Below are 26,755 nucleotides of genomic sequence, written 5' to 3'. Positions count from 1 at the left end.
GAAGAACCCGGCTACTCCGCGGGCTGAACCGCAGAATTGGGCAGTTGGATATAGAACGTGGTGCCCCGGTTTTCCTCGCTTTCCACCCAAATGGTGCCGCCGTGCAGCCGCACCAGCGTTTGGATGAGGTGCATGCCGAGGCCGGTGGTTTTTTCGCCGCGCAGGCCCGGGCGGCGGGCCTTGGTGAAGCGGTCGAAGAGCACGGGCAGCAGCTCGGCCGGAATGCCGATGCCGTCGTCGGCCACGGCCACGAGCACGTGCTGGGCCTGCTGCTCCACGCTCACCACGATGTGGCCGCCCTCGCGGGTGAACTTGATGGCGTTCGACATCAGGTTGTTGATGACCTGCAGGAACTTGTTGTGGTCGATTTCGACGAACACCTTGGGCTGGGCGGCCCGCAGGCTGAAGCGCTTGGCCACCAGGTGCTCGCCCTGCTGGTAGGTTTCCATAATCTGGCGCAGGGCCAGCACCAGCTCCACGCGCGCGCGCTTGAGCTCCACGCTGGCCGACTCCATGAATTCGCCGTCCACGAAGTCGCGGATGAGGTTCACGCTGTCGCGGCAGGTGTCCTGCATCACCCGAATCAGCTTCTCCACCTGCGGGTCGTTGAGCGCCTGGGTTTTCTCCCCGATGAACTCGGCCAGCTGCTGGAGCATGTTAAACGGCCCGGCCAGGTCGTGCGACAGAATCTCCAGCGTGGTGTTCTTCTTGGCCATGTACTTGTCGGCGTTGCGGATGTATTCCTGCTCCACCGTCACGTCGTCGACGGTGCCGGCCAGTAGCACCTGCCCCTCGGGCGTGGCCCCGCGGTGCGCCCGCACGCACAGCCAGCGCGGCGGCTGGTCGGGCCGCGGCTGCACCCGGAGCAAAAGGTCGTCGTGCAGCTGGCCGTGGGCCAGCTCGGCAAAGCACTGGCGGGCGTAGGCCTGGTCGTCGGCGGGCAGGTAGCTCAGCAGGTGCGGCAGGTCGGCGGAGGCGTCTTCGCGCCGGTGGCCGGGGAAGAGTTGCTCGTAGGCTGCGCTCACGTACACCAGCTCGCCGATGCTCACGTTGTAGATAAAAGACGTTTGGCGGCTACCTTCGAGCAGGTAATGAAACGGTTCCGGAGAAGGTGCCAGCATGGGTTTGAAGCAAGGAGGAAAGGTCAAAAAACGCGGCCGAAAGGGTGCTATGGCACCCGCCGAATTTTCGAAATATAGCCCTAAACGAAAATTCGGTCCCGTTTCTCGAAGGTGGGGCGGCTCGGCAGGCGGTACGCTTGTCGCCTCAGCAAGTTAGGCAGGTAGCGGCTGAGCATCGTTGGCTGCGCGGTGGTCCAGGCGGCATCGCTCAGAAAATCAGCAAAAAGGCCGCGACGAAATCCTCGTCGCGGCCTTTTTGCTGCCAGGTCAAGTTGGGTGCTTACGCCGCCACGGGCTGCGGGCCGGACTTGCCCAGCCGGGAGTTGCGGTAGCCGTAGCCGAAGTATACCGCCAGCCCAATCAGCAGCCACACGAAGAACAAGGTCCAGTTGCTGATGCCCAGCTCGGTCATCAAATAGAGGTTGATGAGCAGGCCCAAGGTGGGCAGCAACGACAGCTTCTTGCGGAAGGACAAGATGCTCAGCCCGATGCAGAACAGGAAGAACACCAGCGTGGGAATCTGGTGGGCGAAGCCGCCCGTGACCTTGCCGCTCACGGCATCGGTTTGCAGCCAGCCATGGGCCCCGCTGGCGTCGAGCCAGAACTCGTGGTTGGCGGCCGCGTTGTAGCGAATCACCAGGAAAGCGCCGATGACCAGAATCAGCGGCACCAGCCACTGCCCGTTGATGTAAGGTACCTTGAAGCGGGCCTCCGATTTGCCATAGGGGTCGATGATGAGGATGCCGCCGCACACCAGCGCAAACGCGAACAGCGTGCCGATGCTGGTGAGGTCCACCACCAAATCCATGTTCAGCACCAGCGCCGGCACGGCCACAAAAAAGCCCGTGACAATGGTGCTGAACGAAGGCGTGTGGAAGCGCGGGTGGATGCGCGAAAACACCGATGGCAGCAGCCCGTCGCGGCTCATCGTGAGCCAGATGCGCGGCTGCCCCAGCTGAAACACCAGCAGCACCGAGGCCATGGCAAACACCGCACTCACCGCCACCAGACCCGACAGGCGCGAGAGGCCCACTTTGGCAAACACGAAGGAGAGCGGGTCGCCCACGCCGAGTTCCTTGTAGCTCACCATGCCCGTGAGCACCAGCGTGATGATGACGTAGAGCACCGTGCAGATGACGAGGGCATACATCATAGCTTTGGGCAAGTCGCGCTGCGGGTTCTTGCACTCCTCGGCCGTAGTCGAGATGGCATCGAAGCCGATGTAGGCAAAAAACACGGCCGACACGCCCTTGAGCACGCCGCTTACGCCGTTGGGGGCGAAGGGCGTCCAGTTGGCCGGCTGCACGTAGAAGGCGCCCACCGCAATGACGACGAACACCACAATCAGCTTGAGCAGCACCAGCAGGTTGGAGGCGTTCTTGCTTTCCTTGATGCCCACATACACCAGCGCGGTGATGAGCACCGTGATGAGGAAGGCCGGCAGGTCGCACACCAGGTGAAAGTCGCCGAACAGCAGCGGCGCGGTGGCCCAGAGCTTGTAGCTGGCCTCCTGCGCCGCCGTGAGCGGCTGATGCGCAATCATGGCATTAAGAGCCGAGTGATAGCCCTGGTAGGCGCTCTGGGTGCCGGTGCTGAGGTAGTCGGGGATGTGTAACCCAATTCCATCGAGCAGCCCGGTGAAGTAATCGGACCAAGAAATGGCCACCACGATGTTGCCCACCGCGTACTCCATTATCAGCGCCCAGCCGATAATCCAGGCCGCTAACTCGCCAAACGAGGCATAAGCATAAGTGTAAGCCGAGCCGCTGACCGGAATGGTGGCCGCAAACTGCGCGTAGCACAGCGCCGAAAACGCGCAGGCCACCGCCGTGAACACGAACAGCAGCGACACCGCCGGGCCCCCGTCGAGGCTGGCCTTGCCGATGGTACTGAAGATGCCTGCCCCGATGATGGCCGCAATGCCCAGCGCCGTGAGGTCGCGCACGGTGAGGTGGCGGGCCAGGCCGCCGGCCTGGCCTTCGTGGTCGGCGGGTGGGTTTTGGAGAATGGCCGCAATGGTTTTGCGGCGAAACAAGGACTTCTGGGAACTCATGAAAGGTGGAGGGGCGGGTTTGAAGGGCAAAAGATAGCGCCCCGGCGCGGGTTTGCTGCCTCGCCGCCCGCAAAGCACTTACCAATACGCCGGGTTCAGGAGCCCCTGCAGCAGCGTGCCGCCCACGTTCAGCATGGCCGAGCTGCGACCTATCTGCATCGGAATTCCCACTGAAAAAGCCCCCAATCCGCCGTAGCTGCCGTAGGGCAGCGCGCCATACGGCGCGTTGCGCAGAGCGAGCGGGGCAAACCCCGGGTTGGCCGGCAGGCCCTGCGCCTCAGCCCCGGCGAAGGGGCCGGCGCCGTAGGTGGGCACGCGGTAGGGTGCGAAGCTGTATTGCACATACGGCCGGCGCCGACTGCTGGCGCTGCTGCCGAGCTGGTAGCGCAAAAACGGCTGCACGCCGTAGCCATAGCCGCCGGTAGTGGGCAGCGGCGAGTAGGCGCCCACGGCATAAGCGCCCGCCAGGAAGTGGCCTTTGCTGGGCGGCGCGGGGGCGGGCACTTCCAGGCCAATGGCACCGGCCGCGCCCGCCTGGGCGTGGCCAAACGATGGTGCCAGCAGCAGCGCCAGCGGGGCAACGCGTAGAGCAGTAGTCATCGCACGTCGGAAAAGGAGGTTGGTGATGAACAAGGTACGAGATTTTGGGTAGCAATGTGTGCAGTTTTCACTGTTTGGGCATCAGTTAGCCAAAGCCTGTGCTCATGCGCCTCACCACGTTCCTTCATATCCCGCAGCCCTGCTCCGAAAGCTGGGATGCCATGAGGCCCGTCGCCCAAGGCCGCCACTGCGCCGCCTGCCAGAAAACGGTGGTCGACTTCACGCACAAAACCGACGCCGAAATTCTGGCCCTGCTGGCCGGTGCCGCGGGCGGCCGCACTTGCGGCCGTTTCGCGGCGGGGCAGCTCGGGCGGCCGTTGCAGCGCGCCACCCCGGCTGCCCCAATGCCGGCGCGCTGGCGCACCTGGCTGGCGGCCGCCACGGCCGTATGGGGCGTGCGCGAAGGCACGGCAACAGAAACCAAAGCCCAGGTGCCCGCGGAATGGCGCGCCCGCTACTGGGGCGGCCCGGTGCCGTCCGCGCCGCCGGGCCCGGCGAAAGAGACGACCACGCTCAAAGAACACCAGCCACTGCCGCCGCAACAGGAAATAATGGGCGATACCGTGGTGGTGCAATCCGCTGCGGCAGCTGTTGCTGCCCGAGCTGCCGAGCCGCTGGTGCTGCGCGGCACCGTGACCGATGCTTCGACTCATCAGGGGCTGCCGTACGTCACGATTCTGTTCAATAATACCCTTATAGGCACGGTTACAAATGCTGATGGGGCTTTCGAATTACCTGTACCCGCACAGCTTCTTAGCAAAGGAAGTGTAGAGTTCTTAGTGAATTACGTTGGCTATAAGAAGCAGCAGCACACCCTGCCGTTGGCCGAGGTAGGTGTGAAACAGCAGTTTCAACTGCAAGTTGATGACCGGATGATGGGTGAGGTAGTAATTACTGCCTATTACAGCAAAATGCCGCCTGCCCCCTGGCACCCGCGCCGCTTCTACAATTGGAGCAAATACTGGCTCACGCGCCCCTTCCGGCGCGGCTAAGCCGCCAAAACCTTACATTCGCCGCATGACTACCAGCCCTGCTCTCCGCATTCCGCAGCCCTGCCCCGAAAGCTGGGCCGCCATGACGCCCACCGCCCAGGGCCGCCACTGCGCCGTGTGCGCCACCGAAGTGGTCGATTTCACCCGCATGAGCGAGGCCGAGGTGCTGGCGTTTCTGGCGGCACGCGGCGGGCAGCGGGTGTGCGGCCTGCTGGCCGCCCCGCTCACGCCCCGGCCCGTCGTGCGGCTGCAAGGGCCCCGGCGCTGGCTGTGGGCGGCGCTGGCCCTACTGGGCTGGCAGCCGCTGGCATCGTCGTGCGCCAGCAAGCCGCCCCAGGCGCCGCCCCCCACACCCACCGCCGCCGTGGCCGACCCGGCTGCCTCGCAGAAGCAAATAGTCATTCGCGGGCAGGTACTGGATGGCGAAAAGGGCCCTGGCGTGGCGGGAGCCTTCGTGTTCATCAACAAAACCCAATACGGCGCTACCGCCGACGAAAATGGCCGCTTCGAGCTGGTGCTGGCCCCCAATTGGGAGCCCGTGCAAGCCGGCGCACTCACCTTGCACGTGACGGGCAACCCCTTTGAGCTCAAGCCGCAGGATGTGCCCGTGAATGTGCGCACGGCCGCGCAGCCCATCGAGCTCAACATCAAGATGGAATCGACTGAAGGCCGGGGCCACATCATGGGCCGCATGGTGCCGCCTACGCCGCCGGTAGCGCCGCCACGGGGCTAAGCTTTAAGGGTCAAAACTGGTAATCCAGCGTCAGCAGGCCGTGCGCCAGCGAGCCTGGACTGGGGCCCAAGTACCAGTTTGCGTCGTCGCTGATACCCAGGAAGCCAACTTCGGGCCTGTAAATGGTTTCATCGTAGGTAGCAACCGGGCGGGCTTGGCCGCGCAGGCCCAGCAGGGCATTCCAGAGCAGGCGCCCGCCGGTGGCCCGGCGCAGAAAGTAGCCCCGGTAGCCCAGGCCCAGGCCGCCGCCGCCGCTTAGCCCCCGGTAGCGCAAGGAGTAGGGCTTGCTGGTTTTCTGATTAATCAGGTTGGCGTCTTGCCAGTAGCTGCACACGCTGGCTTGCAGCTGCAGGTAGAGGCCCGTGGGAAACTGCCGGGTGAAGAAGTGCCGGTAATAGCCCGTCGTCTGCCAGCCCTGGTAGCCCGCTAGGTTGCCGTAGTGGTAGCTGCCCAGCAGGCCCACCGAACTGTGCGGGCCTACACCCCGCTCGTAGCCCAGTTGGGTTTTGTAGAACAGCTCGACCGGCGAGACCGAAACAATATTGCGCCTGGCCGCTGCCGCCGGTTCGATGGGGGACTGGGCGTGGCTGGCTTGCGCGCTGCCAACGAAAAATGACAGTAGCAGCGCGGCTGGATTAAGTAGCAGGCAGTAGCTTTTGCTCATGGCCGGAAGTACGTTATCAGAAACTGGCTTTGTCAATTCAAAATTTACACAATAAGGACTTTATGAAGCCGGTCTGACGGCCCGGAATATGAGCGCGCGAGGCGGGTTAAGGCGTTGGCAGGAGGGATAAAAGGGACTTTAGCCCCAAACCTTTCTGCCCGGAAAAGCCTTCTCAAGGGGTATGAAGGTTCTGCGTTTTGCCCTGTTGCTCGTGGCCGTTTCGGCCTGTTCCATCCTCAAGCCCACCACCAAAAACGACGTTTTCCCCGGCCGCGCCCAGCTGCCCCAGGAGGAGGCGCCGCACGTGAATAACTCCTTGGAATGGTGGTATTTCACGGGCCATCTGAAGGACGTGAAAACCGGCGAAACCTTTGGGGTAGAATACGTTTTCTTCCACTTCAACCCCAGCGGCAAGCAAGACCAGCAAATGGTGCACTTCGCCCTGACCGACCCGCAAACCCAGCAGTTCCGCTACGATTACTACCTGGGCAAGCTGCCCCAGCCGCTCACGGCCACGCTGCCCATCGGCCTCCAGCAGCCCAAAGCCGCCCAAACCTGGACGCTGACCGGGCAGGAGGGCGCCTACCAGCTGCAGGCCCGCATGACCAACCACGCCGGCCAAGCCATCAATCTGCGCACCACGCCCGCCAAGCCCGTGCTGCTGCACGGCGGCACCGGCTACGAGCAGTACGGCCCCGTGGCCCAGGCCGGCTACTACAGCTACCCCCGCCTCGCGGCCACCGGCACCATCGAAGTGGCGGGCAAAACGCACGAAGTGACCGGCGAGCTGTGGTACGACCGCCAGTGGAACTGCGGCGGCGTGAACAAGCGCAACGTGGCCTGGGACTGGCTCAGCCTGCAGCTCGACGAGCCCCGCGAGGAGTTGATGCTCTACACCGTGCACGACATGAAAACCGGCCAGCACATCGGCGGCGGCTCGCATTTCGGGGCCAAGGGCGAAAACCTGCACCTCGCCGAAACCGACTTCAAGCTGGAGCCTGTCACATACTGGACCAGCCCCACTTCAAAGAAAAAATACCCCGCCACCTGGCACATCAGCGTGCCCAGCAAAGGCTACGACCTCACCGTGACGCCCCTCGTGCCCAACCAGGAGCTGAACCTGCGCGTCTTCAAAGTGCTGAACCTGCGCTACTGGGAAGGCATGTGCCGCGTAACCGGCACGCACAATGGCAAGCCCGTCACGGGCAACGCCTACGTGGAGATTACGAACCGATGAGAGGTGGGACTGTGAGAAGTGAGACTATGAGAATGGAATAAGCCCGCTTGCCATTCTCATAGTCTCACTTCTCACAGTCCCACCTCTCACTGGTTCAGCACCACCCGGAAGGTGGTGCCGCGGCCCTGCTCGCTCCACTTCACGAAGAGCTTGCCCTCGTGGTAGTTCTCGATGATGCGCTTGGCCAGCGCTAGGCCCAGGCCCCAGCCACGCTTTTTGGTGGTGTAGCCGGGCATGAACACGCTTTCCATCTTGTTTTTGGGAATGCCCTTGCCCGTGTCGGTGATGTCGACGGCCACCTGCCGGGGCGGGGCGCCACGGCGGTACCAGGTACGGCGCGTGCGCACCCGCCGCAGGTGCAGCGTGATGGAGCCGCGCCCGTCCATGGCGTCCACGGCGTTTTTGCAGATGTTTTCGATGACCCAGTCGAACAGCGGCACGTTGATACGGGCCGGCGTATCCATCGGCAGGTCCGATTCAATCTTGAACACTACCTTCTTCGACACCCGGCTTTGCAGGTATTCGATGGCGTTGCGCGTGGTTTGCAGCAGGTTTTCGTCCTTGAGCACCGGCACCGAGCCGATGTTGCTGAACCGCTCCGTGATGATTTCGAGGCGGCGGATGTCCTTGCCCAGCTCCTCCACAATGGGCTCGTCGCGGAACCGGTCGCTCTCGCGCAGGTAGCTTTGCCAGCCCACTAGGCTGCTGAGGGGCGTGCCCAACTGGTGGGCCGTTTCCTTGGCCAGGCCCACCCACACGCGGTTTTGCTCGGCCCGGCGCGAGGCGCTGAACGCGAAGTAGGCAATGACGGCCAGGCAGCCAATCACCACCAGTTGCACCAGCGGGTAGGTGCGCAGTTGCCGCAGCAGCTGCGAGTCGCGGTAGTAGATGTAGTTGCGCGCCCCGGCCCCCAGCTCCACCACAATGGGCGGATGCAGCAGCTTCATCTTGGCCAGCTCCTGCTGCAGCACAGCCATCGAATCGGCTTCGGGCAGGCGCGGCAGCATGTCGATGTTCTTGGCACTGACGATGTTGGTGCCGTCGGTGAGAATGACCGGGATGGTCGTGTTGCCGTTGATGATTTGGTCAAAAATGAACGGATTGATGGTTTCCGAATTAACGGTAAACTGCTGGGCTTTGGCGTAGAGTTGAATCTGCTGCTGCTCGCGCTCGGCCACCCGCTTCACCAACCAGTTGGTGTAGATGACGGTGGCCGCCCCGATAAGCAGGGCCAGCGCCGCCACCAGGATTTTGATGCGGGTTTTCTTTTCGTAAATCGGAATCATGTATGTGTTAGAAAAAACGTCATGCTGAGCGCAGCCGAAGCATCTCTACCGCAACAGTAACTCAAATGGTTGGATTACTATTGCGGTAGAGATGCTTCGGCTGCGCTCAGCATGACGTTCTAGGCGTGTTCTGCTAGCCCACCAGTACGGCGTCGCTGCTGGCAATCTCCTGCAAAATCTCGTACACCTCGGCCGGGGTGCCGGCCTCCACCAGGCGGGTGCGCCAGGCCTTGGCGCCCTCTAGCCCGCGGAAATAGTGCGCGTAGTGCCGGCGCATCTCAAAGATGCCCACCTTCGGGCCCTTCCACTCCACGCTGCGGTCGAAGTGCATCTGGCACATGGCCACCCGCTCTTCCAGCGTGGGCGGGGCCAGCAGCTGGCCGGTGGCCACGTAGTGCTTCACCTCCCGGAAAATCCAGGGGTAGCCGATGCTGGCGCGGCCTATCATCACGCCGTCCACGCCGTAGCGCTGCTGGTATTCCAGCGCCTTCTGGGGCGAGTCGATGTCGCCGTTGCCGAAGATGGGGATGTGGATGCGCGGGTTGTTTTTAATGCTGGCGATGAGGCGCCAGTCGGCCTCGCCCTTGTAGAGCTGGGCGCGGGTGCGGCCGTGCACCGTGAGGGCTTGGATGCCCACGTCTTGCAGGCGCTCGGCCACTTCTTCCACATTTTTGGTGCCCTCGTCCCAGCCCAGGCGGGTTTTCACGGTCACGGGCAGGTGGGTGCTTTTCACCACGGCGGCCGTCATGGCCACCATTTTGGGAATGTCCTGGAGCAGGGCGGCGCCGGCCCCGCGGCAGGCCACCTGCTTCACCGGGCAGCCGTAGTTGATGTCGATGAGGTCGGGTCCGGCCTCGGTGCTGATGGCCGCGCACTCGCCCATGGTCTCCACGTCGGAGCCAAAGAGTTGGATGCCGATGGGCCGCTCGTAGTCGAACACGTCGAGCTTCTTGCGGCTCTTGGCGGCCGCCCGAATGAGGCCTTCCGAGGAAATAAACTCGGTGTACATCAAATCGGCCCCGTTGGCCTTGCACACGGCGCGGAAGGGCGGGTCGCTCACGTCCTCCATGGGCGCGAGCAGGAGCGGAAAGTCGGGGAGGGAGATGTTGCCTATTTTGACCACGGGAAATAAGGAGTTGGATGAAGAAGAGTGTTTCGTTCCGGTCTTACGCCTCACCCCCTGACCCCCTCTCCCAAAGGAGAGGGGGCACCGGTTCGGCTCTAAATGTCGGCTGGCACCCCGCTCCTTTGGGAGAGGGGCTGGGGGTGAGGCGCCACGCCGAAACGAAGCACGTTCTTTGTTTGATTAAGCCTAAGTTAAAAACTGCGGTAAATTTACGCCCTTCCCAACTTGCGCCCCGCCATGAAAGGTTTCCTGTCCCGCACGCTGCACCCCGGCCTCCAGATTATATTTCTGCTGGTCTTCATGGTGCTTTGCCTCTGCGTGGCCTACGCCGTGATATTTGCCTGGGGCATAGGCGGCTTCGGCCTGTCGATGGGTGAGCTGATGACGGCCATGCAGCGCCCCACCGAATCGCCCAATGGCTGGGGCGTGATGATGATGATTCAGGGCGTGACACTGGGGCTGGTGTTTGGGGGTGGCGCGCTGGCGCTGGCCTCGGCGCTGGGCTACGGCTGGGCCGAGTACTTCAGCCCGCGCCGGTTGGGGGCGGGCTGGTGGCTGGCGGCGGCGGCCGCGCTCATTCTCGTCATCATGCCGCTGATGTCGGTCATCATTGCCTGGAACGCGGGGGCGCACTTCCCCACCGCCCTGCACGATTTTGAGGTGTGGGCCCGCGCCAGCGAAGACCGCGCTGCCGTGCTCACCAAATTCCTCACCCGGTTCAATACCGGCACGCGGTTTTTGGTGGGCGTGGTGGTGGTGGCGCTGGTGCCAGCCGTGGCCGAGGAGTTGGTTTTCCGGGGCGTGGTGCAGAAAAACCTGGTGCGCTGGTTTTCGCCGCACGTGGGCGTGTGGGTGGCGGCGGCCATTTTTTCGGCCATTCACCTCCAGTTTTTCGGGTTTGTGCCGCGCTTTGTGTTGGGCCTGGTGCTGGGGTATCTATACCTCTGGAGCGGCAATATTTTGGTGAGTATGGCGGCGCACTTCACCCAGAATGCCTTTCAGCTGCTGCTGCTCTATCTCACCCAGCAGGGCGCGCTGGGCTGGGGCTTCGATGCCGATTCCAACGAGGCGCTGCCGTGGTGGCTGGTGCTGCCCTCGGGCCTGCTCACGGTGGTGGTGCTCTACCTGCTGCATCAGCGCATGACGGCCGCCGCCGTGGCCCCGCCCACCCAGATGCTCACCCTCAGCAGCGAAGGCGTAACCCGAACGGTGTAGAGACGCGACCCTTCGCTTCTGCCCGTTGAACGACGCGTCCGAACAACCGTAATTGCCCTAATTCAAGCTCAAACGCCGAGACGCGAAGGGTCGCGTCTCTACACCCTTTCCTACTTTGGCCGACTCTACACCCCCGCTTTCTTCCGAAACCAACGCCGACAAAACTGGCCCCAGCAACCTACAGCTGCGCATCACCTGGGGCATCATCGGCGCCGCGCTGCTGCTGGGCAGCGTCTGGTTCAGCCCCTGGACGTTTGGGCTGTTCTTCGCCGCTGTGCAGGCCGTGATGCTGTGGGAGTTTTACCGCATGATGCGGGCGGGCGGCTACGCGCCGGCCACGTGGATTGGGGTGGGGGTTAGTACGTTGGCCTTTGCTTTGTTTCATACAAGACAAAGCCTGACAGGGCATCTGGAACACATATTTAAACCTGGCACGCAAGGTCCTTCCGATGGCTACGTAGCCATAACAAGTGGTTCACTGGTCTCAAGTTTGACCTCTGAAGCTTGGTTCATTTGTTACAATGCGCTGCTAGTTATCGCGTTTTTGACCCCTGTTATTCTGCTGTTGCGAGAAATGCGCAAATGGCCTGAAAGTAAGCAGCCGTTTGCTGATGTTGCCGTAACTCTTCTTGGGCTTCTCTATGTGACTATGCCGATGGTGACGCTAAGTCTCTTGTCGTTTAATGGCACTGGCTACGACTACCGCCGCATCTTCGTCCTGCTCTTCCTCATCTGGGCGTCCGACATCGGCGCCTACGCCGTGGGCCGGGCCATCGGCAAGCACAAGCTGGCCCCCAAAATCTCGCCCGGCAAAACCTGGGAAGGCTGGGCCGGCGGCTTCGTGCTCACGCTGGTGGTGGGCTGGGCCATCGGCTTCATGCTGCCCGACATGCCGCTCACGCACCGTTTGGTGGCGGCCGGCGTGGTGGCCGTGTTCGCGCCGCTGGGCGATTTGGCCGAATCCATGCTCAAGCGCAGCGTGGGGGTGAAGGACTCGGGCAGCATCATGCCCGGCCACGGCGGCCTGCTCGACCGGTTCGACGCGTTTTTGCTGGTGCTGCCGGTGCTGGCGCTGCTGCAGCTGCTGGCGGGGTAGGGGCCGAGCGAAAAGACGGAGAGCCTGTCATTGCGAGGCGGAGCCGAAGCAATCCGTCCTGTTCTCAGCGACCCACTCAATGATGTGACAAAGCTTTTTAAACCCAGAAAGTCCCGGCACTGCGCAGTGCCGGGGCTTTCTGGTAAAAGGGTGTGTCCGATTCTGACAGGACGGATTGCTTCGCTGCGCTCGCAATGACAGCTGGATGCTCCGTAGTGACAGGTAGTTACAACCGTCCCCAAACGTTTGCGGCAAATTCCTTCCGCATCCTGCCAAAACCAATACCTTTGCGGGCCTAAAACGTACCTATCGTCCCACCCAACGTTTCCTTAAACCAACCCCCTTCCGCATGGCTGCTAATACCGTGTATAAAGAACCGGCCCCGAAAGTCGACCGCGAAAACCCGCTGGAATCGATGATGTCGCGTTTCAACATCGCCGCCGAAATCCTTGGCCTCGACGACGAAACCTACAACGTGCTTAAAGCACCTGACAAGCAGGTGATTGTGCATATTCCGGTGACGATGGACAACGGCAAAATCAAGGTTTTTGAAGGCTACCGCGTCATTCACAACACCATTCTGGGCCCGAGCAAGGGCGGCATCCGCTACGACAAGAACGTACACCTCGACGAGGTGAAGGCCCTCGCGGCCTGGATGACCTGGAAGTGCGCCGTGGTCGACATCCCGTACGGCGGTGCCAAGGGTGGCATCATCTGCGACCCCACCACCATGAGCGCCGGCGAAATTGAGCGCATGACGCGCGGCTACACGCTGGCCCTTAAAGACATTTTCGGCCCCGACCGCGACATTCCGGCTCCCGACATGGGCACCGGCCCCCGCGAAATGGCGTGGCTGATGGACGAATTCTCGAAAACCAATGGCATGACTTCGCCCGCCGTGGTGACGGGCAAGCCGCTGGTAATGGGCGGCTCGCTGGGCCGCACCGAGGCCACCGGCCGCGGCGTGATGGTGTCGGCCTTGGCCGCGCTCAAGAAACTGGGCCTGAAGCCGACGGAAGTATCGGCCGCCGTGCAGGGCTTCGGCAACGTGGGCTCGTGGGCGGCGGTGCTGCTGCACCAGCAAGGCGTGAAAATCAAGGCCGTGTCGGACATTTCGGGCGCTTACTGGAATGAGAACGGCATTAACATTGACGAAGCCATTGCCTACAAAAACGCCCACAACGGCCGCCTCGAAGGCTTCACCGGCGCCACGCCGATGGACCCCAACGACCTGCTGACCTCCGACGTGGACGTGCTGGTGCCCGCCGCCGTGGAGGACGTCATCACCGAGCACAACGCCCACGACATCAAGGCCAAGCTCATCGTGGAAGGCGCCAACGGCCCCACCTCGGCCTCGGCCGACCCCATCATCAACGAGAAGGGCATTATGGTGGTGCCGGACATTCTGGCCAACTCGGGCGGCGTCACGGTGTCGTACTTCGAGTGGGTGCAGAACAAGCAAGGCTTCAAATGGAGCCTCGACATGGTGACCGAGCGCGCCGACCGCATCATGTCGGAGGCCTTCGAGAAGGTGTACCAGACCAGCCAGAAGTACAAGGTGCCGATGCGCATTGCCGCCTACGTGGTGGCCATCGACAAAGTGGCCCAGACCTACAAGTTCCGTGGCGGCTTCTAAGAACCGCAGATGGAACGGATTTTAACGGATTAAACAGATTTTCTGTGGTTCCGCGGGTTGTGAAGGCAGTGCTTCAACCGTTTTTAAAATCCTGACGTAATTGTTCTTGAAAAGGCACGGGCCGCGAGGTTCGTGCCTTTTTAGTTTTCCTGCCGACCTTTGTTTGCCGGAATTCACCCCGACGCATCACCCTGACGGCCCCTCGCAATCTGAGAAAACCCGTTTACTCGTAAAATATCCGTTCAATCCGCGGTTCATGAAAATACATAAAGAAGGACGACGCATTCTGTTTGTGACGCTGCTGATTCTGCTGGCGCTCAACTTGTTGATGTTCTATTTCAACCGGGGTAACACGCTGGTGAACCGCCTGTTTGCAGGCGCTACCGTCATCATCTTCCTGCTGATTCTGCAGTTCTTCCGGAGCCCGTTCCGGCACATGTTCACCCACGAAGACCTGCTGATAGCGCCCGCCGATGGCAAGGTGGTGGTGATTGAAAACGTGTTCGAGCCCGAGTACTTCGAGGATGAGCGCAAGCAAATCAGCATTTTCATGTCGCCCATCAACGTGCACGTGACGCGCAACCCGATTTCGGGCTTGGTGAAATACTTCAAGTACCACCCCGGCAACTACCTCGTGGCCTGGCACCCGAAAAGCAGCACCCAAAACGAGCGCACCACCGTGGTAGTGGAGTCCGACGCTGGCCCGCTGGTGCTCTTCCGGCAGATTGCCGGCGCCATGGCCCGCCGCATTGTGTGGTACGTGAACGAGGGCGACGAAGTGAGCCAAGGCGAAGAGTTCGGCTTCATCAAGTTCGGCTCGCGCGTCGACGTTTTCGTGCCCCTTGACACCGAAGTAAAGGTGGAGTTGGGCCAGAAAGTAAAAGGCGGCGAAACGGTGATTTGCCAGCTGAAGGTCTGAACCGCAGATTTTCGCAGATTAAACGGATAAGAACGGATTCACATGAGTCCGTTCTTTTTTTGGCTTTATCAAATTCGCTATCTTGTTGAAATAGAAATTCAAGTATGGAGAAAGCGCAAGTTGATTTAGGCTCGTACAAAGAATTGACGGGCAAAATCATTGGTTGTGCTATGCAGGTGCACCGGGTGCTGGGCCCTGGTTTTCAAGAGGTGATTTACCAGCGGGCGTTAGCTATTGAATTGGAGCAATGCGGGGTGGTGGCGCAGCGTGAACTGGAGATGCCCATCTATTACCGCCAAAATGAAATTGGCTCGCGCCGGGTAGATTTTCTTGTGAACGATACTGTATTGGTAGAGCTAAAAGCTCTGAGCGCCTTGAATGAAACTCACCACGCCCAAATTATCAACTATTTGGAGGCGTACCGTCTACCCATCGGCCTGCTCATAAACTTCGGAGGTCCTTCGTTAGAATTTAAACGCTTTGTCAAAACCAGATTCACTTATTGAATCAAAATCTATTACAATAAAAAAGAACGGACCCATGTGAATCCGTTCTTATCCGTTTAATCTGCGAAAATCTGCGGTTCAGACCAAGATATGCGGCACGAACTCCGACAAGTTGGTGATGAGCCCGGTGTCGCGACGGAAGCCGATGGCACAGGCCTCGCCGGCCCAGAACACGCCGGCCTGATAGCGACGGTCTTGCGCGTCGGTGGGCAGCTCGGCCCAGCGCTGGTAGAGCTGGGGCTGCTGGCCAAACTCGCCGGGGACTTCGGCGCCGGGGCGGCCGTCGGGTTGGATTTCGGTGACGTTCTGGCCTTCGCGGCCCAGCAGGGGTTTGCGCACGTGGTGGCCGGACAGGGGGCTCAGGCTGGCTTCAAGTAGCAGCGGGTGGTGCGGGAATACGTCCCAGAGGTGCGCCAGCAGGGCTTTGCTCTGGAACAGCAGGGTGTAGGCAGGGTTGGCCGTTACCACGTCGCGGGTGAGTTGCAGATGGGCGAGGTCGGCGGTCAGCTCGGGCTCTTCCTCGGCCAGGATTTCCCAGGGCACCAGCTTAAACAGAAAGTCGAACTTCTGCCACTCGCCGGGCACCGATTCGGCCCACACGCCCCGTTCCTCGCCCTGCACCGATACCGTCATGGCATCCACGGAGCAGATAAAAACGTCGGCAAAGCCGGCCGTGCGGGCGGCTTCAGCCAGAACGGCGCAGTTGGCTTCGTCCTCCGCACTGTCGGGCAGGTGCACGAGCAGCAAGGTGGCTTGCCGGTCGTTGTTGAGGCCGCGCCAGTGGCGGAACTGGTCTTCGAGGCATTCAAACAGGCCATTAGCCTGGCGTTCGTCGCTGGCTTGACCGGCGGCCACCAGGCTGGCCCACTGCACCACGGCGGTTTCGGGCAGGCTGGTGGCGGTGTCGGCGTTGAATTCCAGGAGCTTGGGTCCATCGGCGGTCAGGGCTAGGTCGAAGCGGCCGTAGAGGTGCCAGTGCCGCTCGTCGTTCCAGGAGTGGCGCACGGCCTCCCACAGATTGGCCGGGATGGCCAGCTTGCGCAGCAGCTCGTCGGGAATGGGGTCGGGAATGGCTTCCACCAGCATGTCATAGAGCGTGTCGGCGGCTTGCAGCAGGGCTTCGGCCTCGTTTTCGCTGAGCTGCACGGCTTCGCGGGCTACGTAATGCTGGCAGGCGTCCTCGATGGCCCAGTCCCAGCCCAGGGTGCGCACGGCCGGGGCCACGTCGCCAGAAAGGGGGAGAAGGTTTATCATTTTGATTGAGAAAAGGGGCCGTCATGCAGAGCGCAGCGAAGCATCTCGCTTGTCTCAGCTAACCCAAGCGCTGGAAAAGATTTGCTACCACACGCGAGATGCTTCGCTGCGCTCTGCATGACGGCCTTGTTGAGCATTGACAGATGTTACCCTCCAAACCCACGGAACCCCCCGCGGCTGCCGAAGCCGCTGCTGCGGCCCGCCGGTGCGCTGCTGCGGAAGCTGGGCCGCGGCGAGCTGCGCATGGTGGAGCGGCTTTCCTGAATGCCGGCCGACGGAGAGGTGCGCCCGCCGCTGAAACCGCGCCCGAAGAAGCCGCGCCCCCCCCGGCGCTCGTCCTGGACGGTGCTGCGCCAGGCCTGGTTTTGCTGCATCACGCCGGGGTTGGCGTAGTAGGCGGGGTTGGGCGTCATGTAGCGGCCGGCCATGTAGCCGATGCCGCTCCACATCAGCACGTTCATCATGCTGCTGTTGCCGACGTGGTTTTCGGGGTTGCGGCGGCTGTAGTCCTGCATCTGGCGTTGCAGGGCCTGGCCTTGCAGGGTATCGGTTTTGCCATCGGCGTGGTGCAGGATGGCGGCCACTTCTTCCTTGCCGGCGGGGCGCTCGGCCGTGATTTTCCACTCGCCGGGCCTCACCTCAGTCATTTCGGTGATGACGCCTTGGCTGTAGGTTTCGCCGCCCCAGTTGCCTTCGGCGCCGTTGTCGTCGGTGCGGGTGTCGTTGCTATCGGAGCAGGCGGGCAGCGTGAGGCCGAGGCTGCTGGCGGCGGCGAGCAGCAGCACGTTGCGGCGCCAGTCGCCGAGAAAGTGGAAATGCTTTTTCATAGGAAAGGAGATTGAATAAACGTTAGTCTGGTTGCACCAGGGCCTGAATGGCCGCGCTGGGGTCGCCGTGAGCGGCCAGCTGCGCAGGCTGATGAAATTCCTGCCACGGGTAGCCTGCACTCAGGTACCAGCCGGGCGCAGAGGTTGGCCCCAGGTAGCCGCCCAAGGTCTGGCCGTAGTTATAGCCGGATTTTCGCTCTTTATTCGCCGAAGTATAGGTGTAATTACACCCAAAACCGGCATTTGTATAAAGCCACTCCATCGCCACGTAAAAACCTTCGGGCGGCACTGGAACACAGTAGCTGGATAAATCGACTTCGTGCCAGCCGGCGGCGAGGGCGTGGGTTACGACGGAGGTGAGCAGCAAATCGGTGCCCGGTGCCCCGGCCGGGCCGTTGGCGGCGTACAGCCGCACCCGAAAAGGCGCCTGCAGGCTGGTTTTGCCGCAGTGCACGCCGGGTTTCACGTAGAACCGGACGGCCTGCACCGTGCCTGCGGGAGCATCGGTGAATTTGCGGGCCACCTGCCAGCCCTGGGCGCGCTCGGCCGTTAGCCTGCTTCCACCGCTAAAGCCGAATTTCGTGCCGTGGGCGGTGGGCCCCAGGCGTACCGGCGGCGCTGGCGGCCGCACCACGGTTTCGGGTAGGGCTACTGCCAGCCGCCGCAACGCCACCCGCATCGGCGATGCCGCAGGTACGGCCACCGCCGCCTTTTCAAAGCCCAGCGACGAGACTTGCAAAGAGTCAGCTGCGCTGAGGGTAGCCGGCAACTCCAGCAGGAACGCGCCCTGCTCGGTGGCCTGCACCCCCAGCGCCAGCCGCTTCAGTTCGACCACCGCAAACGGCACGGGCTGCCCGGAGGCTGCGTCCACGACCACGCCCGCCAGCGCGGGCCGGGCCGGCTGGACGTTGGCAGCACTGACCGTCCACAGGCCCATCACCAACCCGCATATGCCGTTGTATAAAGGGAAATGCATCGCAGCGGGTAGAAGAAAAAAGGCCTAAAACCACTGCGCTGCTAGCTGCATCAGCTGCTCCAGGGCGGCTTGGTCGTTCTGGTCGAAATGGTTGAGTTGGTCGCTGTCCACATCCAGCACAGCCACTACTTGACCATTTTTCAGGACTGGCACCACGATTTCCGACTTCGACTCTGAACTGCAGGCGATGTGTCCGGGGAAGGCCTCCACATCGGGCACCAGCACGGTTTCGGCCCGGGCCCAGCTGGCGCCGCACACGCCCTTGCCATGGCGGATGCGCGTGCAGGCAATGGGCCCTTGGAATGGACCCAGCACCAATTCATCGCCTTTCACCAGATAAAATCCCACCCAGAAAAAGCCAAACGCCTGCCGCAGGGCCGCCGCCGTGTTGGCCAGGTTGGCCGTCAGGTCGGGCTCGCCTGCGGTGAGGGCTTCGATTTGAGGCAGCAGCTGCTGGTATTGCTCGGCTTTGGTGAGCGTGGTGTCGAGGGTGAGGGATTCGGCCATGAGATTCTTCAATAGTTATTTGTTTGTCATCCTGAGCGCAGCGAAGGACCTTAGCGCGCTTGCGCTGTTTTAATTACAGCAGAGCTGTTCAAACCAGGTAAGGTCCTTCGCTGCGCTCAGCGAGGGCAGCTGTTTATTTGTTTACGTACCAGAACAGTTGGTCCGGCCCAACGTTTTCCTGGCTGCGCAGGCCACCCAAGCCCAGGCGCGGCGCCGCAATGCCCTGCCCGAGCGTCATGGGCGAGCGGAACACGCGGATTTCGTCCCACAAGCCGGCATTGAGCAGGGCGTTGAGCACTGTGGGGCCTCCTTCTACCAGCACCGACTGCACCTGGCGCTCATACAAATCGGCCAGCACCTGGGGTAGCAGGTCGTCGGCTTCGGAAAGGTGCACCAGGTCAAGGTTGGCTTTGTGGTAAGGCTGGCGGTAGGTGTAGATGAGGGTGGGCTGCGAGCCGTCGAGTAGGTTGTGCGTGGGCGGCAAACTCAGGTTTTTGTCGATGACGAGGCGGGTGGGCTGCTGGCCGGGCCAGTCGCGCGCGCTCAGGCGGGGGTTGTCGTGCAGGGCCGTGCGCGTGCCCACCAGGATGGCCTGCTCCTCGGTCCGCCAGCGGTGGGTGAGCAGGCCCGCCTGGGGCCCGCTGATTTGGACCGGCTGAAAGTAGCGCCCGGCCAGGAAGCCGTCGGCCGTTTCGGCCCACTTCAGCACCAGGTAGGGGCGCTTCTTTTCGTGAAAAGTGAAGAAGCGTCGGTTCAGCCAGCGGCCTTCCTCGGCCAGCAGGCCGGTTTCGACGCGCACGCCGGCGGCGCGCAGCTTCTCCAGGCCGCGCCCGGCTACCAGCGGAAACGGGTCGTCGTTGCATATTACCACTTCGGGCACGCCCTTGGCAATGAGCAGGTCGGCGCAGGGCGGCGTTTTGCCGTGGTGGGCGCAGGGCTCCAGCGTCACGTACACACGGCTTTGCTTTAGCAATTCCTGGTCGGCCACGGCGGCCAGGGCGTTCACTTCGGCGTGGGGGCCGCCGTGCTGCTGGTGCCAGCCCTCGCCGATGATGCGGCCCTGGTGCGTGACCACGCAGCCCACCAGCGGGTTTGGGCGGGCGTAGCCGGTGCCTTGCTGCGCCAAATCGAGGGCGCGGCGCATGAAAGTGGCGTCGTCTGTTTTCATCATGACGAAGGTAGCAGCCGCGCCGCAGCTACGCCGGCCGCCTACATTTGTCCCGATGACCGTCCGCCGCCTCACTACCGACCTCGCTGCTGCCCTGCAGCCCCTCTACCCAACCCGCGAAGCCGAAAACATTGCCGCCCTTGTGGTGGAACACCTATTAGGCATCGACTCGCTGCAGCGCATGATGGATGCCCAGCAGCCCGTGCCCGAAGCCGCCCAGGTGGCGCTGCCGGCCCTGCAGGCCCGCCTGCTGGCCCACGAGCCCGTGCAGTACGTGCTGGGCACCGCCTACTTCGCCGACATGGAGCTGGAAGTGACGCCCGCCACCCTCATTCCGCGTCCCGAAACCGAGGAGCTGGTGCACCTCATCACGCAGGAGCAGCGCGGGCGCCGAGGTTTGCGCATGCTCGACGTGGGTACCGGCTCGGGCTGCTTGGCGCTGGCGCTGGCCCGCGCACTGCCCCAGGCCCAGGTGCTGGCCGTGGATATTTCGGCCGAGGCGCTGGCCGTGGCCCGGCGCAACGCGGCGCGCTACGCTCCGCTCGTGGCCTTTCAGGAAGTCGATATTCTGCAGGGAATGCCGGATGGCATGGGCGCTGGCTCGCTCGATGTGCTGGTGAGCAACCCGCCCTACGTGCGCGAAAGCGAGCGGCCATTGATGCGCGAAAACGTGCTGGCCTGGGAGCCCGCCACGGCCCTGTTTGTGCCCGATGAAGACCCGCTACTGTTCTACCGCCGCCTGGCTGAGGTGGGCCGGGAATTGCTGGCCGCTGGTGGCAGCGTTTACTGGGAAATCAACGAAGCGCTTGGGGCCGAAACGGCCGCTTTGCTTTTGCCGGAAGCTTTTGAGGACGTGCGCGTGGTGCCCGATATGTTTGGGAAGGCACGGATGGTGCGCGGAACCCGGCGGTAGAGCCAACTTGTATTGCTTGTGCTCAGGATGGTAGAGCCCAACATGCCAGACGAGTATAGGCAAAGCGCTGCAGGGGCTACTGCCCAGCTTAAACTGTGCATTGGCCATTTTCGACTCTTTTCTAATGGCTGTATAACCAAATTCTATCAAACATGCCCGGCTTGTTTGGCGTTATTTGCGCAGCAAACACAGCGGTTTACATTCCTTCCACTAATCTTATTCAACCATGAGTGAAGAGCAAAATCCCACCTCCGGCGACGGCACGGGCACGGCCGTAAACGGCGCGGGTACCTCGCAGGACGGCCGCATGGCCTCCGGCGAAAACGCCCAGACCCTGACCACCCGCCAGGGCCACCCCCTTACCAACAACCAGAACACCCGCACCGTGGGCAACCGCGGCCCGGCCACGCTGGAGAACTACCAGTTCATTGAGAAAATCTCGCACTTCGACCGGGAGCGCGTGCCCGAGCGCGTGGTGCACGCCCGCGGCGCCGGCGCCCACGGCGTGTTCGAAGCCTACGGCAAAGTAGGCAACGAGCCCATTGAGAAGTACACCCGCGCCAAACTGTTCAACACGGCCGGTAAGGAGACGCCGGTGTTCGTGCGCTTCAGCACGGTGGGCCACGGCGGCCACTCGCCCGAAACCCTGCGCGACCCGCGCGGCTTCGCGGTGAAATTCTACACCGAAGATGGCAACTGGGACTTGGTGGGCAACAACTTGAAGGTGTTCTTCATCCGCGACGCCATGAAGTTTCCGGACCTCATTCACTCGCAGAAGCCCGACCCGGTGCACAACCGCCAGACTGGCGAGCGCATCTTCGACTTCATTTCGAACACGCCGGAAGCCATGCACATGGTAAGCTTCCTGTTCTCGCCCTGGGGCATTCCGGCCAACTACCGCCAGATGCAGGGCTCGGGCGTGAACACCTACAAGTGGGTAAACCAAAACGGCGACGCCGTGCTGGTGAAATACCACTGGGAGCCGCAGCAAGGCATCAAAAACCTGACCGCCAGCGAAGCCGAAGCCATTCAGGCCAAGAACTTCAACCACGCCACCCAGGACCTGTTCGAGAACATCGAGAAGGGCAACTTCCCCAAGTGGGAGCTGCGCGTGCAGATTATGAGCGACGACGAGCACCCGGAGCTGGACTTCGACCCGCTCGACGACACCAAAATCTGGCCCGAAGACCAGTTCCCGCACCTGCCCGTGGGCATGATGACGCTGAACCGCAACCCCGAGAACTACTTCGCCGAAGTGGAGCAGTCGGCGTTCGGCACCGGCGTGCTCGTGGATGGGCTCGACTTCTCCGACGACAAGATGCTACAGGGCCGCACGTTCTCGTATTCGGACACGCAGCGCTACCGCGTGGGCACCAATTACTTGCAGCTGCCCATTAACGCGCCCAAGAAGCACGTGGCCACTAACCAGCGCGACGGTCAGATGGCCTACCACGTGGACTCGGCCCCCGGCCAGAACAACCACATCAACTACGAGCCCAGCTCGCTGAACGGCCTGAAGGAGGCGCCCCGCACCGCCCCCGACCACATGCCGGAGTACAAGGGCCGGTTGATTCGCGAAACCATCGACCGCCAGAACAACTTCAAGCAAGCCGGTGAGCGCTACCGCCTGCACGAAGACTGGGAGCGCGACGACCTCATCAACAACATGGTGGGCGCCCTGGCCACGGCCAACCGCACCGTGAGCGATAAGATGGTGGAGCTGTGCACCAACTGCGACCCCGACTGGGGCAAGCGCCTGGCCGACGGCCTGGCCGCTGCCCGCGGCGGCCAGAACGCCGAGGGCGGCAACCAGTACAACGAAGCCAAGGGCTCCGAAGCCGTGGCTGAAGCCGAGGCCGTGGCGCACGACGCCAAGCCGTACTAGTTTCGATTGATTGAGTGAGAAAAAGGGCTCCCGGCAACGGGAGCCCTTTTTTGTTGGCATTCGGGGAGTTGTCATGCTTCGACTGCGCTCAGCATGACAACTACTACTTGTTCGCCTGAGCCAACTGCCGGCTGAACGTGGCCAGTGCCTGGCTCACACCCTGCTGGTTTTCGAGTAAGACAAAGTGTTTGCCGGGCAGGGGCAGCACGCGCTGGTGCGGGAAGCGGAAGGACTGGTGCTGTGGCCCGGTCACGTCGTCGGACTGGCCGGGCAGTACGAGGACGGGCATGGTCAGGCGCGGCGTGGCGGCAGTGAAGTCTTCGAGGTAGCCATTAATCACGCCCGGGCGGTAGAGCGAGGCGGCGAAGTCGTGGTTGGCAGCAGTTGGTTGGCGTTGCACGCGGCTCACGCGGGCGGCGGTGGAGTCGTCGGCGTACATCAGCTGATTGAGTAGGTGCTGCTGGTTGAGCAGGGCCATCACCATGCCGAAGCGTTGGGGCAGGGGCGCGGCGGCATCGAGCGGCGGGCGGGTGGTGGTGGGCAGCAGGGCGTAGCCGTGTGTGGCCATGCTTTCCATCGAGGCGGGCAGGTTCAGGATGCTGTTGGTGAGCACCAGGCCCAGCACCCGCTGCGGGTATTGCCGGGCATAGGCCGTGGCGATGATGCCTCCGAAGGAATGGGACATCAGCACCCATTTCTCCACGTGCAGCTGGTGGCGCAATTCCTCCAGGTCCTGCACTAGGCGGGGCAGCTCGTAGGCCCCGGCGGGTGCGCTGGCTGAGCGGCCGCTGCCGCGCTGGTCGAGGTAAATCATTTGAAAATTCGGCTCCAGCGCCGGGCCGGCGAGCTTTTCAATCACATCGGAGCCGGCACCTGGCCCGCCGTGCACGAACACGCAGGGCTGCCCCTGACCTGCCACGCGCACGTAAAGGCGCACGCCGTCGGAGGTGGTGAGGGCGGGCGTGCCGTTGCGCAGGGTTTGGGCGTGGGCCGCCGGGGCGGCGAAGAGCAGCGCGCATATGAGGGCAAAAAGGGCAGGGCGGAGGTGGCGGAGCGTTTTCATGCTCCAAAGAAGGAGCCGTTGCCTATCGGTCTTCAAGCGGAAGCAACCGAACCGTCGTTGCAGGCCGACGAAGTGTTGGCAGGGCACGAAGAGCGGGCATACACGGTTTGGGCGTACCGGCCAGGCTCACCAACGCTGGCAAAAGGGAGTCGCTGCCGCCGTCGGCAAAATATGGGCGGCCCGGCGCCGTTGATGACCACGCCGGGCCGGCGCTCAGCCTCAGCCCGGCTCACCGTTACCTTTGCACCATGCGTTTCCGCCATCTGATGCTGATTTGCCTGCCCGCGCTGCTGGCGGCCTGTTCCAAAACCAACGGGCCCGTCCGGCTCGACCTGATAGGCGCGTCTTCGCTCACGTCGGGCAACCGCACGGTGAGTCCCAACGATACCCTCACCACGCGCGTCTACGCCGTGAGCAACGACGATTCCCTGAAGCGCCTGCATGTGGAAGTGGCTTACAGCCCGGGCCTCAGCCCCATCAGCTACCCCACGCCGGTGTCGAGCTTCGACCCCGATAAAGCCCCCGACGACCAAACCATTGTGTACCTCGATTCCCTCATCAAGCCGGTTTTTAAGGCGTCTGACCCGCCACCGGCTGGAGGCGAGTACTTGTTTAACAACGCCTTTGTGGCGCGCGCCACGTCGGGTACCGAGCAGTGGCAATACACCATCAAGGATAAAAAGGGGGAGTCGGCCAGCCGGGCCCTGCGCCTCACGGTGCGCAAGGCCGATTCGGCGGCGGTGTACCACAGCTACACTGCCCAGCTGCGCCCCGTGCCCCGCAACCGCGCCGTGCCTGCCAGCACGCGCGACAGCCGCCGGGTGTTTCTAAACCTGCGCACGGGCCTGCTGCTGCCCAAGTATGCCGTGCTGAACCGCGAAACCACGGTGCAGAGCAATCAGCTGCTGGTCGATTTAATAGCCTTTAGCCCCGACGGCAATTATGTAAGCCTGAACGCCCCTGCCGACACCAGCATCTTCAAGCTGAGCCCGCAGCGTTGGCCCCGCAACAACCGCAAGGCCACCGTGCTGCGCGCCACGCGGCTCAACGACACCGATTTTACCAATATCACCACGGTGGCGGCCATTAACAATGCCTTCACGGCCGGGACGGCTTTCATCAATCCGTTCAATACCGATGTGCTGGCGCGCAACCAAGTGGTGGCCTTTCAGGTCACTGAGAAATCGGTGACGTACACCGGCCTGCTGCTGGTGAATAACATCGTGCTGGGCACTTCCCCGCAGTTTACCTGCTCGGTAAAGGTGACAAAATAGACCCTGCCGCCAGCGAATAAAAAAGGCGTCCTCTTGAAGAGGACGCCTTTTTTAGTGCAGAACAAGTTGCTTGTAGCCGTGCGGCTAGAACGTGATACCGGCTGTGACGCTGGTGGTGAAGCGCGAGTTGGTCACCTTGATGGTGGGCTCCAGGCCGCTCACGTTGTAGGGCGTGTACACCTGGTTGAACGTGGTGTATACGCCGGCCGCGTCGAGGAAGAAGTTGCCCTGGCGCAAGCCCAGGCCGGCGGTGTAGAAGTTTTGGGACCGGTCGTCTTTGGCGTCGGCCACGTACGGGTCGCCGTAGCGGGCGTAGCCCAGCCGCACCCGAAACACGTCGAAGCGGCCCTCGGCGCCGAAGCGCAGGTTCACGGTGTTCTTGTAGAGGTTGCGCACAGCGATGTTCTCGGCCGAGAAAGAGTAGTCGTCGCCGTTGGCGCCATTGGGGTCGTTGTGCAGGCGCGCCTGGCGGTAGCCCACGTATTCCACGTCGCCTGTCACGAAGCCGTGCTTGCCCAGCGTGAGGGCCACGCCGCCGTTGGCCCGGAAAGGCGTGGTGAGGGTATAGTCGTAGTCGTTGGGCTGAAAGGATACCTTCGGGCCGGTGCCCACGGGCAGGTCGCCGGGCACGCGGTCGGTGCCGGTGGCGCTGAAGCTGCCCACCAGGCTTTCGTTGTAGGTATCGCTCAGGCGCATGAAGGTCGGCGTTTGCACCGATGCGCCGATGCGCAGATTGTCCAGGGCCCGCACGATGACGCCCAGCCGGGCGTTGAAGCCGCTGCCCTTGGTGCGCAGCTCGGTGCTGCTGGTCAGGCTCTGGAAGTGGGTGGTGGGGTCGCTGTCCGACTCCGTGAGCGTGCGGGTTTGGGTGAAGTTAGAGCTCACAATGCCGATGCCGCCGCCGATGTACAGCCGGTCGCGGAAGCTGGCCCCGTAGCCCAAATCAAACTGCGACACCGACCCCGAGTTGGTCACCAGCTCGCTCTGCGTAATCTGGTCGCCCTGCACGCGCAGCACCACGGCCGAGTCGCCGCGGGTGCCCCGGCGGTAAGCCGAGATGTTAGCCAGATACGCGCCGTAGGCCAGGCCCAGGTCGGAGGTGTAGCGGCTGTTGTTTACTTGGGCGTCCAGGTCGTCGTAGAAACTCTGCGGCTGCACCCCGGCGCTGGGCCGGAGCCGGTCCAGAAAAGAAGGGGTTCCTGGCCCAAACGTGCCCTTGTAGTTGGAGCTGATGTTAAAGTCGGCCAAGCGGGTGAAGCCCAGCGCAAACGCACCGCCGCGCCAATCGCCCTCTTCGGTGTCGGCCTTGCGGTTGGCCAGCACCACACCCGTGCTGGCAATATGGAAGCTGTTCTTGGTGTCGTTCACGGCGGCGTCGGAGATGCCTTCGATGCGGCCGTCGCTTTGGCCCACGCCCACGCCCGGCGTGATGTGCAGCTCCGACTTCTGAAACAGGCCGAGGCCCGCCGGGTTGCTGGTAAGGTTGCCAAAATCGGCGCCGAGGCCTACGTTGGCCCCGGCAATGCCCTGCGTGCGGGCCGGGCCGCCAAACTGCAGGCGTGAGTAGCGCAGCGCGTCGCTGGCGCCTTGGGCAAAGGCGTGGCCGGCCTGCCCCGCTACGAGGGCCAGGCTAAGCCATAATATCCGGTTTTTCATAAGAATGGGAAAGAAAAGGAGCCGGCCGTTTGGCCGGCTCGCTAAAGG

At 62.6% G+C, this 26,755-nt stretch carries 24 protein-coding genes; 11 read left to right on the top strand and 13 right to left on the bottom strand.

Annotated elements, in window-relative coordinates; all coding sequences use genetic code 11:
* Positions 1-11: 11 nt before the first annotated feature.
* The 3 genes from MTP16_RS03335 to MTP16_RS03325 form a co-directional block, all read right to left on the bottom strand.
* Positions 12-1,121 carry a sensor histidine kinase gene (locus MTP16_RS03335; protein ID WP_243515944.1) on the bottom strand — a complete coding sequence of 370 codons (1,110 nt, stop codon included), beginning with the start codon at positions 1,119-1,121 and terminating at the stop codon, positions 12-14.
* A gap of 280 nt (positions 1,122-1,401) precedes the next feature.
* The gene (locus tag MTP16_RS03330; protein ID WP_243515943.1) at positions 1,402-3,174 is read right to left on the bottom strand and encodes an amino acid permease; all 1,773 of its coding nucleotides are present in this window, start codon (positions 3,172-3,174) and stop codon (positions 1,402-1,404) included.
* Positions 3,175-3,252: 78 nt separating this feature from the next.
* Positions 3,253-3,774, bottom strand: a complete 522-nt coding sequence (locus tag MTP16_RS03325; RefSeq protein WP_243515941.1) for a hypothetical protein — start codon at positions 3,772-3,774, stop codon at positions 3,253-3,255.
* A 104-nt stretch (positions 3,775-3,878) separates the two neighbouring features.
* On the opposite strand from MTP16_RS03325, the gene MTP16_RS03320 reads away from it, so the two are divergent.
* Together MTP16_RS03320 and MTP16_RS03315 are read left to right on the top strand one after the other, a co-directional pair.
* A complete protein-coding gene (locus MTP16_RS03320) occupies positions 3,879-4,766 on the top strand; it encodes a carboxypeptidase-like regulatory domain-containing protein (RefSeq protein WP_243515939.1) in 888 nt (295 codons plus the stop codon).
* A 25-nt stretch (positions 4,767-4,791) separates the two neighbouring features.
* Positions 4,792-5,499, top strand: a complete 708-nt coding sequence (locus tag MTP16_RS03315) for a carboxypeptidase-like regulatory domain-containing protein (RefSeq protein WP_243515937.1) — start codon at positions 4,792-4,794, stop codon at positions 5,497-5,499.
* Between the two features lie 10 nt (positions 5,500-5,509).
* Here the strand turns inward: MTP16_RS03315 and MTP16_RS03310 are convergent, their stop codons facing one another.
* Positions 5,510-6,163, bottom strand: a complete 654-nt coding sequence (locus tag MTP16_RS03310; protein WP_243515935.1) for a hypothetical protein — start codon at positions 6,161-6,163, stop codon at positions 5,510-5,512.
* A 181-nt stretch (positions 6,164-6,344) separates the two neighbouring features.
* Between MTP16_RS03310 and MTP16_RS03305 the strand changes: the two genes are divergently transcribed.
* Positions 6,345-7,400, top strand: a complete 1,056-nt coding sequence (locus MTP16_RS03305; protein ID WP_243515933.1) for a lipocalin-like domain-containing protein — start codon at positions 6,345-6,347, stop codon at positions 7,398-7,400.
* Between the two features lie 86 nt (positions 7,401-7,486).
* Here MTP16_RS03305 and MTP16_RS03300 read toward each other — a convergent pair whose 3' ends face one another.
* Positions 7,487-8,686: an ATP-binding protein gene (locus tag MTP16_RS03300; protein ID WP_243515931.1), complete on the bottom strand. Its 1,200-nt coding sequence runs from the start codon at positions 8,684-8,686 to the stop codon at positions 7,487-7,489.
* Positions 8,687-8,819: 133 nt separating this feature from the next.
* Positions 8,820-9,809 (bottom strand): tRNA dihydrouridine synthase DusB, encoded by a 990-nt coding sequence (gene dusB / locus MTP16_RS03295; protein WP_243515929.1) that lies wholly within the window; start codon positions 9,807-9,809, stop codon positions 8,820-8,822.
* Positions 9,810-10,049: 240 nt separating this feature from the next.
* On the opposite strand from dusB, the gene MTP16_RS03290 reads away from it, so the two are divergent.
* The 5 genes from MTP16_RS03290 to MTP16_RS03270 all read left to right on the top strand — a co-directional run bounded on the left by MTP16_RS03290 (position 10,050) and on the right by MTP16_RS03270 (position 15,184).
* Entirely contained in the window at positions 10,050-11,027 is a 978-nt protein-coding gene (locus MTP16_RS03290; RefSeq protein ID WP_243515927.1) for a CPBP family intramembrane glutamic endopeptidase, read from the top strand.
* A 115-nt stretch (positions 11,028-11,142) separates the two neighbouring features.
* Positions 11,143-12,123, top strand: a complete 981-nt coding sequence (locus MTP16_RS03285) for a phosphatidate cytidylyltransferase (protein ID WP_243515925.1) — start codon at positions 11,143-11,145, stop codon at positions 12,121-12,123.
* Positions 12,124-12,472: 349 nt separating this feature from the next.
* A complete protein-coding gene (locus MTP16_RS03280) occupies positions 12,473-13,759 on the top strand; it encodes a Glu/Leu/Phe/Val family dehydrogenase (protein WP_243515924.1) in 1,287 nt (428 codons plus the stop codon).
* A 256-nt stretch (positions 13,760-14,015) separates the two neighbouring features.
* Positions 14,016-14,678 carry a phosphatidylserine decarboxylase family protein gene (locus MTP16_RS03275; protein WP_243515922.1) on the top strand — a complete coding sequence of 221 codons (663 nt, stop codon included), beginning with the start codon at positions 14,016-14,018 and terminating at the stop codon, positions 14,676-14,678.
* A gap of 104 nt (positions 14,679-14,782) precedes the next feature.
* The gene (locus MTP16_RS03270) at positions 14,783-15,184 is read left to right on the top strand and encodes a GxxExxY protein (RefSeq protein ID WP_243515921.1); all 402 of its coding nucleotides are present in this window, start codon (positions 14,783-14,785) and stop codon (positions 15,182-15,184) included.
* A 78-nt stretch (positions 15,185-15,262) separates the two neighbouring features.
* Here MTP16_RS03270 and MTP16_RS03265 read toward each other — a convergent pair whose 3' ends face one another.
* The 5 genes from MTP16_RS03265 to ribD all read right to left on the bottom strand — a co-directional run bounded on the left by MTP16_RS03265 (position 15,263) and on the right by ribD (position 19,916).
* A complete protein-coding gene (locus MTP16_RS03265; protein WP_243515920.1) occupies positions 15,263-16,438 on the bottom strand; it encodes a glutathionylspermidine synthase family protein in 1,176 nt (391 codons plus the stop codon).
* Positions 16,439-16,584: 146 nt separating this feature from the next.
* Positions 16,585-17,265 (bottom strand): hypothetical protein, encoded by a 681-nt coding sequence (locus MTP16_RS03260; RefSeq protein ID WP_243515919.1) that lies wholly within the window; start codon positions 17,263-17,265, stop codon positions 16,585-16,587.
* Positions 17,266-17,287: 22 nt separating this feature from the next.
* The gene (locus MTP16_RS03255) at positions 17,288-18,241 is read right to left on the bottom strand and encodes a hypothetical protein (RefSeq protein ID WP_243515918.1); all 954 of its coding nucleotides are present in this window, start codon (positions 18,239-18,241) and stop codon (positions 17,288-17,290) included.
* Positions 18,242-18,265: 24 nt separating this feature from the next.
* Positions 18,266-18,748 carry a GAF domain-containing protein gene (locus MTP16_RS03250; RefSeq protein ID WP_243515917.1) on the bottom strand — a complete coding sequence of 161 codons (483 nt, stop codon included), beginning with the start codon at positions 18,746-18,748 and terminating at the stop codon, positions 18,266-18,268.
* Between the two features lie 133 nt (positions 18,749-18,881).
* On the bottom strand, positions 18,882-19,916 hold the full coding sequence (ribD, locus tag MTP16_RS03245) for a bifunctional diaminohydroxyphosphoribosylaminopyrimidine deaminase/5-amino-6-(5-phosphoribosylamino)uracil reductase RibD (RefSeq protein ID WP_243519958.1): 1,035 nt from the start codon (positions 19,914-19,916) through the stop codon (positions 18,882-18,884).
* 55 nt (positions 19,917-19,971) lie between these two features.
* Here ribD and prmC point away from each other — a divergent pair, with 55 nt between their 5' ends.
* Both prmC and MTP16_RS03235 read left to right on the top strand, forming a co-directional pair.
* Positions 19,972-20,829 carry a peptide chain release factor N(5)-glutamine methyltransferase gene (gene prmC / locus MTP16_RS03240; protein ID WP_243515916.1) on the top strand — a complete coding sequence of 286 codons (858 nt, stop codon included), beginning with the start codon at positions 19,972-19,974 and terminating at the stop codon, positions 20,827-20,829.
* 226 nt (positions 20,830-21,055) lie between these two features.
* Complete coding sequence (locus MTP16_RS03235; RefSeq protein WP_243515915.1) at positions 21,056-22,714, top strand: catalase; 1,659 nt, start codon at positions 21,056-21,058, stop codon at positions 22,712-22,714.
* 103 nt (positions 22,715-22,817) lie between these two features.
* On the opposite strand, the gene MTP16_RS03230 is transcribed toward MTP16_RS03235, so the two are convergent.
* On the bottom strand, positions 22,818-23,777 hold the full coding sequence (locus MTP16_RS03230) for an alpha/beta fold hydrolase (RefSeq protein ID WP_243515914.1): 960 nt from the start codon (positions 23,775-23,777) through the stop codon (positions 22,818-22,820).
* 248 nt (positions 23,778-24,025) lie between these two features.
* Here MTP16_RS03230 and MTP16_RS03225 point away from each other — a divergent pair, with 248 nt between their 5' ends.
* Positions 24,026-25,051, top strand: a complete 1,026-nt coding sequence (locus MTP16_RS03225) for a hypothetical protein (protein ID WP_243515912.1) — start codon at positions 24,026-24,028, stop codon at positions 25,049-25,051.
* Between the two features lie 84 nt (positions 25,052-25,135).
* Here MTP16_RS03225 and MTP16_RS03220 read toward each other — a convergent pair whose 3' ends face one another.
* Positions 25,136-26,707, bottom strand: coding sequence for an OmpP1/FadL family transporter (locus MTP16_RS03220; protein WP_243515910.1), 1,572 nt, complete (start codon positions 26,705-26,707; stop codon positions 25,136-25,138).
* Between the last annotated feature and the right edge of the window lie 48 nt (positions 26,708-26,755).

The sequence above is a fragment of the Hymenobacter monticola genome (genome assembly GCF_022811645.1).
GTDB classification, from domain to species: Bacteria; Bacteroidota; Bacteroidia; order Cytophagales; family Hymenobacteraceae; genus Hymenobacter; species Hymenobacter monticola.
This window is presented reverse-complemented; position numbering and strand designations above follow the sequence as displayed.

Coding starts and splice junctions, on each gene's coding strand:
- MTP16_RS03335 (WP_243515944.1), bottom strand. CDS start 1,121: ATGCTGGCACCTTCTCCGGAACCGTTTCATTACCTGCTCGAAGGTAGC.
- MTP16_RS03330 (WP_243515943.1), bottom strand. CDS start 3,174: ATGAGTTCCCAGAAGTCCTTGTTTCGCCGCAAAACCATTGCGGCCATT.
- MTP16_RS03325 (WP_243515941.1), bottom strand. CDS start 3,774: ATGACTACTGCTCTACGCGTTGCCCCGCTGGCGCTGCTGCTGGCACCA.
- MTP16_RS03320 (WP_243515939.1), top strand. CDS start 3,879: ATGCGCCTCACCACGTTCCTTCATATCCCGCAGCCCTGCTCCGAAAGC.
- MTP16_RS03315 (WP_243515937.1), top strand. CDS start 4,792: ATGACTACCAGCCCTGCTCTCCGCATTCCGCAGCCCTGCCCCGAAAGC.
- MTP16_RS03310 (WP_243515935.1), bottom strand. CDS start 6,163: ATGAGCAAAAGCTACTGCCTGCTACTTAATCCAGCCGCGCTGCTACTG.
- MTP16_RS03305 (WP_243515933.1), top strand. CDS start 6,345: ATGAAGGTTCTGCGTTTTGCCCTGTTGCTCGTGGCCGTTTCGGCCTGT.
- MTP16_RS03300 (WP_243515931.1), bottom strand. CDS start 8,686: ATGATTCCGATTTACGAAAAGAAAACCCGCATCAAAATCCTGGTGGCG.
- MTP16_RS03290 (WP_243515927.1), top strand. CDS start 10,050: ATGAAAGGTTTCCTGTCCCGCACGCTGCACCCCGGCCTCCAGATTATA.
- MTP16_RS03280 (WP_243515924.1), top strand. CDS start 12,473: ATGGCTGCTAATACCGTGTATAAAGAACCGGCCCCGAAAGTCGACCGC.
- MTP16_RS03275 (WP_243515922.1), top strand. CDS start 14,016: ATGAAAATACATAAAGAAGGACGACGCATTCTGTTTGTGACGCTGCTG.
- MTP16_RS03270 (WP_243515921.1), top strand. CDS start 14,783: ATGGAGAAAGCGCAAGTTGATTTAGGCTCGTACAAAGAATTGACGGGC.
- MTP16_RS03265 (WP_243515920.1), bottom strand. CDS start 16,438: ATGATAAACCTTCTCCCCCTTTCTGGCGACGTGGCCCCGGCCGTGCGC.
- MTP16_RS03260 (WP_243515919.1), bottom strand. CDS start 17,265: ATGAAAAAGCATTTCCACTTTCTCGGCGACTGGCGCCGCAACGTGCTG.
- MTP16_RS03255 (WP_243515918.1), bottom strand. CDS start 18,241: ATGCATTTCCCTTTATACAACGGCATATGCGGGTTGGTGATGGGCCTG.
- MTP16_RS03250 (WP_243515917.1), bottom strand. CDS start 18,748: ATGGCCGAATCCCTCACCCTCGACACCACGCTCACCAAAGCCGAGCAA.
- ribD (WP_243519958.1), bottom strand. CDS start 19,916: ATGAAAACAGACGACGCCACTTTCATGCGCCGCGCCCTCGATTTGGCG.
- prmC (WP_243515916.1), top strand. CDS start 19,972: ATGACCGTCCGCCGCCTCACTACCGACCTCGCTGCTGCCCTGCAGCCC.
- MTP16_RS03235 (WP_243515915.1), top strand. CDS start 21,056: ATGAGTGAAGAGCAAAATCCCACCTCCGGCGACGGCACGGGCACGGCC.
- MTP16_RS03230 (WP_243515914.1), bottom strand. CDS start 23,777: ATGAAAACGCTCCGCCACCTCCGCCCTGCCCTTTTTGCCCTCATATGC.
- MTP16_RS03225 (WP_243515912.1), top strand. CDS start 24,026: ATGCGTTTCCGCCATCTGATGCTGATTTGCCTGCCCGCGCTGCTGGCG.
- MTP16_RS03220 (WP_243515910.1), bottom strand. CDS start 26,707: ATGAAAAACCGGATATTATGGCTTAGCCTGGCCCTCGTAGCGGGGCAG.